The 7,561-nt window shown below is 68.7% G+C and carries 5 protein-coding genes; 3 read left to right on the forward strand and 2 right to left on the reverse strand.

The features are described from left to right. The first annotated feature begins 9 nt into the window (after window positions 1-9). From AC1DXK_RS21910 to atpC, 3 genes are read left to right on the forward strand one after another with little or no spacing between them, the layout of a single operon-like run. Window positions 10-2,367, forward strand: a complete 2,358-nt coding sequence (locus AC1DXK_RS21910) for a DUF3141 domain-containing protein (RefSeq protein ID WP_457106795.1) — start codon at window positions 10-12, stop codon at window positions 2,365-2,367. After that, window positions 2,364-3,146 carry an enoyl-ACP reductase FabI gene (gene fabI, locus AC1DXK_RS21915; protein ID WP_457106796.1) on the forward strand — a complete coding sequence of 261 codons (783 nt, stop codon included), beginning with the start codon at window positions 2,364-2,366 and terminating at the stop codon, window positions 3,144-3,146. The genes AC1DXK_RS21910 and fabI overlap by 4 nt, the downstream gene beginning before the upstream one ends. A 50-nt stretch (window positions 3,147-3,196) precedes the next feature. Next, window positions 3,197-3,598, forward strand: a complete 402-nt coding sequence (atpC, locus tag AC1DXK_RS21920) for an ATP synthase F1 subunit epsilon (RefSeq protein WP_477299058.1) — start codon at window positions 3,197-3,199, stop codon at window positions 3,596-3,598. Window positions 3,599-3,629: 31 nt separating this feature from the next. Here the strand turns inward: atpC and ppk2 are convergent, their stop codons facing one another. Then, the gene (ppk2, locus tag AC1DXK_RS21925) at window positions 3,630-4,451 is read right to left on the reverse strand and encodes a polyphosphate kinase 2 (RefSeq protein WP_457106801.1); all 822 of its coding nucleotides are present in this window, start codon (window positions 4,449-4,451) and stop codon (window positions 3,630-3,632) included. A gap of 65 nt (window positions 4,452-4,516) precedes the next feature. Beyond that, on the reverse strand, window positions 4,517-7,561 hold a 3,045-nt coding region (locus tag AC1DXK_RS21930; RefSeq protein WP_477299060.1), incomplete at its 5' end, for an efflux RND transporter permease subunit.

Genomic DNA, 7,561 nt, shown 5'->3' on the forward strand with positions numbered 1-7,561 from the left:
ACGGCGATCATGAGCGACGGGCCGACACCGGGCCGCCGCTCCGCGGGCGAGCCCCCTGCGCTGTCCGATCTCGTCGCGCTGCAGGCGCGCGTCGCCGACGTGTACCGGGACCGCTGCGCCGCCGCCGCGCAGACGTGGCTCGATACGCTGGGTCGGGCCGCGCAGACGTGGCTCGATGCGGCTCGGCCGCTCACGCCGCTCCAGGCCTGGAACGACGCCGCGCGCTACTGGACCGACTTCCCGCAACGGTCGCTGCTCTTCTGGGACACCCTCCGGCAGCGCGGCAACACCTGGCTGGACCACGAGGCCGCCGGCAAGCCGCCCCTCCTGGCCTTCGCGTGGGAGATCGTGGCCGACGGCCGGACGTTTGCGCGGCCGGTCAACTATGCGCTCGTGCGCATCAAGCCGCCGCCGGGCACGCGCCTCGATGCCGACAAGCGGCCCTTCGTGATCATCGATCCCCGGGCCGGCCACGGGCCCGGCATCGGGGGCTTCAAGGCCGAATCCGAAGTGGGGGTGGCGCTCGACGCGGGGCATCCCGTCTACATGGTCATCTTCTTCCCCGACCCCGTGGACGGGCAGACCCTCGCGGATGTCGCCCAGGCGGAAGCCGAATTCCTGCGCCTCGTGCGATCGCGGCATGCCACTCGCGGCAAGCCGGTCATCGTCGGCAATTGCCAGGGCGGCTGGGCCGCCATGCTGGTCGGTGCGCTCGATCCGGATTGCTCCGGTCCCATCGTGGTGAACGGCGCCCCGATGTCCTACTGGGCCGGCAACGACGCCGAGAATCCGATGCGCTACGCCGGCGGCATGCTCGGCGGAAGCTGGACGGCGCTGCTCGCGAGCGATCTCGGCGGCGGCAAATTCGACGGAGCCCATCTCGTCGAAAACTTCGAATCCCTGAATCCGGGGAATACGTTTTTCGGCAAGAACTATAACCTCTTCACCAGGATCGACACCGAACCGGAACGCTACCTGGAGTTCGAGCGCTGGTGGGGCGGCTACTTCCTCATGAACCGGGAGGAGATCCGCTGGATCGTCGACAACCTGTTCGTCGGCAACCGGCTTGCCTCCGGGCGCGCCGAATGGGCCGAGGGCAAGGCGTTCGACCTGCGCGCGATCCGTTCGCCGATCATCCTGTTCGCGTCGCTCGGCGACAACATCACGCCGCCGCAGCAGGCCTTCAACTGGATCGCCGACCTCTATCCGACGACGCGAGACCTCAAGGCGAGCGGTCAGGTGATCGTGGGGCTCATGCATGAGAGCGTCGGGCATCTCGGCATCTTCGTCTCGGCGGCCGTCGCGCGGCGTGAGCATGCCCAGATCGTCGACCTGCTCGACTATATCGAGCACCTGCCGCCCGGCCTCTACGGGATGCGGATCGAGGAGGAGCGCTCGAACGGTGCGGCCCAGTACGACGTCGTGCTGACCGAGCGTCGGGTCGAAGACCTGCAGACGCTGCAGAAATACGCCCGCAAGGACGAGATCCCGTTCGGCGCCGTGGTGCAGATCTCGCGGGCGAATGCCGCGCTCTACGAGACGTTCGCGCATCCGGTGCTCTCAGCCCTCGTGCCGCCGGAAGCGGCGCGGCTCGCGCGGGCCTTTCATCCGCTTCGGGCGCGACGCTGGGCGATCTCGGACCTGAATCCGTGGCTGGCCCCCATGAAAGGATGGACGGAGTTCGCGCGGGCTCACCGGACCCCGCGCGACGAGGCCGGTCCGAGCGTCGCGACCGAGCGGCTGATGGCGGCGAGCGTGTCGGCCTGGTGGGACCTGTACCAGCACTTGCGGGACGCGGCGGTCGAGAACACGTTCTACACCGTCTACGGCCCGGTCAGCCTCGCCGCCGCCGCCGGGCCGGCGGCGCGTCCTGCAGCGGAGGCGGCTGGCGAGACACCGGCCCACGACGAGGCGCTCGCCCGGATCGGGGAGGGCGGTCTCGTCGAAGCGGCGGTGCGGGCAGGCCTGCTCATGGCCCGCCGCGGACCCCGCGAGAAGCGGCTCTCGACCGCCAAACGCATCCGCGAACTCGTCGGCCAGGAGATCGGCCTTCTCGGCCAGCCGGCCGACGCGGCGCGCCAGATCGTTCGGCGGCAATCCGAGATCGTCAAGCGTGCGCCTGAACGCGCGCTCGCCACGCTGCCGGCCCTGGTGCGCACGGCGGAGGAACGCCGACGGCTCCTGGAAATTCTGGAGCGGCTCACGGAGCAGGTCGACTTTGCGGGCACGCAGAAGGCGCTGATGCCCGAGTTCCGACGCCTGCTGGCGCCGGAGCCGGTTCCCACGCCGGTCGCCGCGGCCGGCGCCGCACCGAAGGTGCCCCGGCGCCGCAGCCGCCCGGGCCGGTCGCAGAGGGCTCACCGATGACACGGATCCCGGACGGCACGGCGCTGGCCGGCAAGCGCGCCCTGGTGATCGGGGTCGCGAACGAGCACTCCATCGCGTATGGCTGTGCCAGGGTCTTCCGCCAGCTCGGGGCGGAACTCGCCCTGACCTACCTGAACGAGCGGGCGAAGCCGTTCGTCGAACCCCTGGCGCGGGAACTCGGCGCGGCGATCCTGGCCCCCTGCGACGTCCAGAGGGAAGGGGACCTCGAGGCCGTGTTCTGGCAGGTGGCCGAGACCTGGGGCGGCCTCGACATCGCCCTGCATTCCATCGCCTTCGCGCCGAAGGCGGATCTTCAGGGCCGGCTGGTCGACAGTTCGTCCGACGGCTTCAAGATCGCCATGGACGTGTCCTGCCACTCCTTCATCCGCATGGCGCGGCTCGCGGTGCCCCTGATGCGGGACGGCGGCACGCTCCTGACCATGAGCTACCACGGCGCCACGAAGGTCGTCCCGAACTACAACCTGATGGGACCCGTGAAGGCGGCGCTGGAGAGCGCAGTCCGGTATCTCGCCTACGAACTGGGCCAGCAGGCGATCCGTGTCCACGCGGTCTCGCCCGGCCCCCTCAAGACGCGGGCGGCTGCGGGTCTCAAGGATTTCGACCTCCTCCTGGCGGAGGCCGTCCAGCGCGCACCGATCGGCGACCTCGTCGACATCGACGATGTCGGCCTCACCGCGGCCTACCTGACGACGCCCTACGCGGCCCACCTGACCGGGATGACCGTGTACGTGGATGGCGGCCTCAGCATCATGGCGTGACGTGCGCCGGGACGCCCGATCACCGCCCGCAAGCGACGGGGTGCAGCACCATGGCCGATCTCTTCGCCGAACTGATCTCCCCCGAGCGGGTCGTGTTCGCGGGCGAGGTTCGCTCCGTGCTACTGCCGGGTCTCAAGGGGGACATGACGTTTCTGCCCGGTCACCAGCCCCTCGTGACGGGGTTGCATCCCGGCATCGTGTTCGCGATCGATGCGGACGAGACCGGCCGCCGCGCTTATGTGCGGGGGGCGCTGGCTGAAGTCGCGCCCGAACGGGTGACGATTCTCGCCGAGCGGGTCCTGTCCGTCGATGAACTGACCGGCGATCAGGTCGACGTGGAGATCCTGCAGCTTCAGACGAAGCGGGATGCCACCCTCAATGAGGCGACGCGGGCCAGGTTCGACATCTCGATCGGCCGCCTCGAGGAATTCAAGGCTGGGCTCGGGCTTTGACGGATCGGGTTGCCGGCGTGAAGGCGCGGCCTCAATACACCTCCGGAACGAAATGCCTCTCGCGGAGCGTATCGTCGTAGGCGTTGGTCTTGATGCGCTTCGGCAGGGTCACCGGCTCGCGCGTCACCTCTTCGTAGGGAATCAGATGGAGCAGATGGGCGATGCAGTTCAGCCGTGCCCGCCGCTTGTCGTCCGACCGCACGATGTGCCAGGTCGCGTGCGCCGAGTCGGTCGCATCCAGCATCTGATCACGCGCCTTCGAGTATTCATACCAGCGCTCGTAGGATTCCAGGTCCATCGGACTCAGCTTCCATTGTCGCATGGGATCCTCAATCCGGGCTAGGAAGCGGCGCTTCTGCTCCTGTTTCCCGACCTCGAGCCAGAACTTGATCAGCTGGATTCCACCGTCGACCATGAATTTTTCGATCAGGGGACAAAGTTCGAGGAAGCGCTGGCGCTCGGCCTTGCTGCAGAACCCCATGACGGACTCGACGCCGGCTCGGTTGTACCAGCTGCGGTCGAAGATCACGATCTCGCCCGCCGCTGGAAAGTGCTCGATGTAGCGTTGGACGAACATCTGCGTCTTTTCCCGGTCCGAGGGTGCCGGTAGCGCGACGACGCGGAACACGCGCGGGCTGACGCGCTCGGTGATGGCCTTGATCATGCCGCCCTTGCCGGCGGCGTCGCGCCCCTCGAACACCACGATGAGCCGAGCCCCGGTCTGCTTCACCCAATCCTGCAGGTGACAGAGCTGCACCTGCAGCCGGCGCAGCTCGCGCTCGTACGCCTTGCGTTTGAGCGTCTTGGGGGTCTCCGCGTCCCCGTGATCAACGGCGTATTCGGCGGTCGGCATGACCGGTGCGGCGTCGTCCATGGTCGTGATCCTTCCTGTCCTCGCCGCCGGCCGGACGAGCCCATTCATTCGGCCGGCAGGTGCTCCGGGGTGCCGGCTGCGCCGTCCAGCCGTGCCGCCGGCGGCCTCTCTCCCCTGGCCTTCACGAAGCTCCAGGCCCGCTCACGAAGGCCCTGGAACAGCACGTAGAGGGGCGGGATCACGAAAATGCCGATGAAGGACGCGGCGATCATGCCGCCGAAGACGGGCGTCCCCACGTTGCGCCGGGCGAGCTGGGAGGCGCCGGCGGCGATGACGAGGGGAAACAGGCCGAGGATGAAGGCGAAGGAGGTCATCATCACGGGCCGGAAGCGCAGGCGTGCCCCCTCGGTCGCCGCCTCGTGGAGCGGGATGTCCCGGTCACGCTGCTCCTTGGCGAACTCGACGATCAGGATGCCGTTCTTGGCCGCCAGGCCGATCAGCACGACCATGCCGATCTGCGCGTAGAGATCGAGGGTCAGGCCGGCCCAGACCATTGCCGCGTAGGCGCCCAGGATGCCGACGGTGACCGACAGCAGCACCGGGACGGGGATCGTCCAGCTCTCGTAGAGGCCGACCAGGAACAGGAAAGCGAACAGGATCGCGAAGCCGAGGATGATGGCGGTCTTGCCCTCGGCCCGCTTCTCCTGGAACGCCGTATCGGTCCACTCGCCCGCGAACCCCGCCGGCAAGGTCCGGGTCGCGACGGCCTCCAGGGCGGCGAGGGCCTGGCCCGACGAGACCCCGGCAGCCGGGGAGCCCTGCACCGTGACCGCCCGCAGGTTGTTGTAGCGGATCAGCGCGGGCGGCCCGACCACGATCCGGGCCTCGGCGAGGGAGCGCAGCGGCACCATCTCGCCGGTCCTGTTGCGTACGTTGATGCGATAGAGGTCGTCGATCCGGGTGCGGTCGGCGGCCTCGGCCTGGACCTGCACCTGCCAGGTGCGGCCGAACAGGTTGATGTCGTTGACGTAGTACCCGCCGAGCGAGGCCTGCAGGGCCTGGAACACGCTGTCCAGCGGCACCCCGAGGATCTGGACCTTGTTGCGGTCGATGTCGAGGAACACCGACGGGTTCGTGGCCGAGAAGGTGCTGAAGACGCGATTGAGCCTCGGCTCCTCGTTCGCCGCCACGATCAACCCGCGGACGACCTGGGCGAGTTCCTTCGGATCGCCGCCGCGCAGGTCCTCCAGCACGTAGGCGAAGCCGCCGCCGGTGCCCAGGCCGATGATCGGCGGCGGTGCCAGGGGGACCACGGTGCCCCCCTGGATCTCCCGGAACTGCCGCCCGAGCCGCGCGATGATGGCCGCCGCGCCGTCCCCGGCGCCGGTGCGCTCCTCGAAGGGCTTGAGGGTCACGACCAGGAAGGCGGCGTTGCCCTGGGAATAGTTGTCGATGAAGTTGAGCCCGATCACCGACGTCGTGTCGGCGACCGCGTGCTCCTGCCGCAGGATCGCCTCGGCCCGAGCCACCACCTCGGCGGTGCGCCCGACCGCGGCCCCCTCGGGCAACTGCACCACGACGAAGAAGGCCCCCTGGTCGTCCTCCGGCAGGAAGCCGGTGGGCGTCATCCTGGCGAGCTGAAAGCTGCCGTAGGCGGCCGCGGCGGCGAGCACGAGGCCGATCACGGAGAAGCGGACGATCCGCGCCACCACCGCGCCGTAGCCGTCGCGCACCCAGTCGATCGCCCGCATGATCACGCCCATGATGCCGCGGCGGGGGCCGTGATGGGGGCGCAGCAGCACGCCGCAGAGCGCGGGCGACAGGGTCAGCGCGTTGACCGCCGAGATCAGCATCGCGACCGCGACGGCCACCGCGAACTGCCGGAAGAGCTCGCCCGAGATGCCGGGCACGAAGGCGACCGGCACGAAGACCGAGAGCAGGACGAGGGTGATGGCGATGATCGGCGCGGTGATCTCGGCCATCGCCTGCTTGGTGGCCTCCCGCGGGGAGAGTTCGGGATGCTCCTCCATCACGCGCTCGACGTTCTCGACGACCACGATGGCGTCGTCGACGACGATGCCGATGGCGAGAACCAGGGCGAGGAGCGAGACGGAGTTGGCCGAGTAGCCCACCGCCTTGAGGGCGATGAAAGTCCCGATCAGGCTGACAGGCACGGCCAGCGTCGGGATGAGCGTCGCGCGGAGGCTGCCGAGAAACAGGAACACCACGACGACGACGAGCACGAAGGCCTCGAGCAGGGTCTTGCGGACCTCGCGCACCGTCTCGGTGATGAAGGTCGTCGGATCATAGGTGACCTTCCAGGCGAGGCCTTCGGGAAAGGACTTGGCCAGCGCGCCGACCCGCTTCTCGACCTCCTTCAGGGTCGTAAGGGCGTTCGCACCGGGCGACTGGTAGATCGCCACCACCGTGGCGGGGCTGCCGTTCAACCGGGTTTCCCGGTCGAGATTGGCCGCGCCGAGGTCGATCCGGGCGACATCGCCCAGGCGCAGAACGGACCCGTCCGGGTTCGTCCGCAGGATCACATCGCGGAACTGCTCCGCGGAACTCAGACGCCCCTGCGTCTGGATGGTGAGCTGGAGCTGCTGCTCGTCGGAGATCGGGCGGGCGCCGATCCGCCCCACGGGCGCCTGCACGTTCTGCGCCCGGATCGCTTCGATCACGTCGCTCGCAGTCAGGTTGAGGCCCGTGAGCTGGTCGGTCCGGACCCAGGCCCGCATCGCGTAATCCTGCGGCCCCCACAGGGTCGCATCTCCGACCCCGGGCGTGCTCTTGATGCGGTCGAGCAGATTGATCGTGACATAGTTCGAGATGAACAGGGGATCCTGCATGGCCTTGGGCGAGTAGACCGCCAGCACGCCCAGCAGCGCGGAGGACTTCTTCTTGACCGTGACGCCCTGCTTGCGGACGTCCTCGGGCAGCTTCGCCAGGGCGATCTGGACCCGGTTGTTGACGTTGACGGCGTTGATGTCCGGATCGGTGCCGAGTTCGAAGGATCCGGTGAGCGTGTAGCTGCCGTCGTTGCCGCTGACGCTCTTCATGTAGAGCAGCTTGTCGACGCCCACGACCTGCGACTCGATGGGCTGTGCGACCGTGGATTCCACCACCTCGGCCGAGGCGCCGGGATACAT

This window comes from Methylobacterium sp. P3_A11 (assembly GCF_056403155.1).

What these genes read in the sequence shown, in the direction of transcription:
- AC1DXK_RS21910 (WP_457106795.1), top strand. Translation starts at nt 10, where the DNA reads ATGAGCGACGGGCCGACACCGGGCCGCCGCTCCGCGGGCGAGCCCCCT.
- ppk2 (WP_457106801.1), bottom strand. Translation starts at nt 4,451, where the DNA reads ATGCCGACCGCCGAATACGCCGTTGATCACGGGGACGCGGAGACCCCC.
- atpC (WP_477299058.1), top strand. Translation starts at nt 3,197, where the DNA reads ATGGCCGATCTCTTCGCCGAACTGATCTCCCCCGAGCGGGTCGTGTTC.
- fabI (WP_457106796.1), top strand. Translation starts at nt 2,364, where the DNA reads ATGACACGGATCCCGGACGGCACGGCGCTGGCCGGCAAGCGCGCCCTG.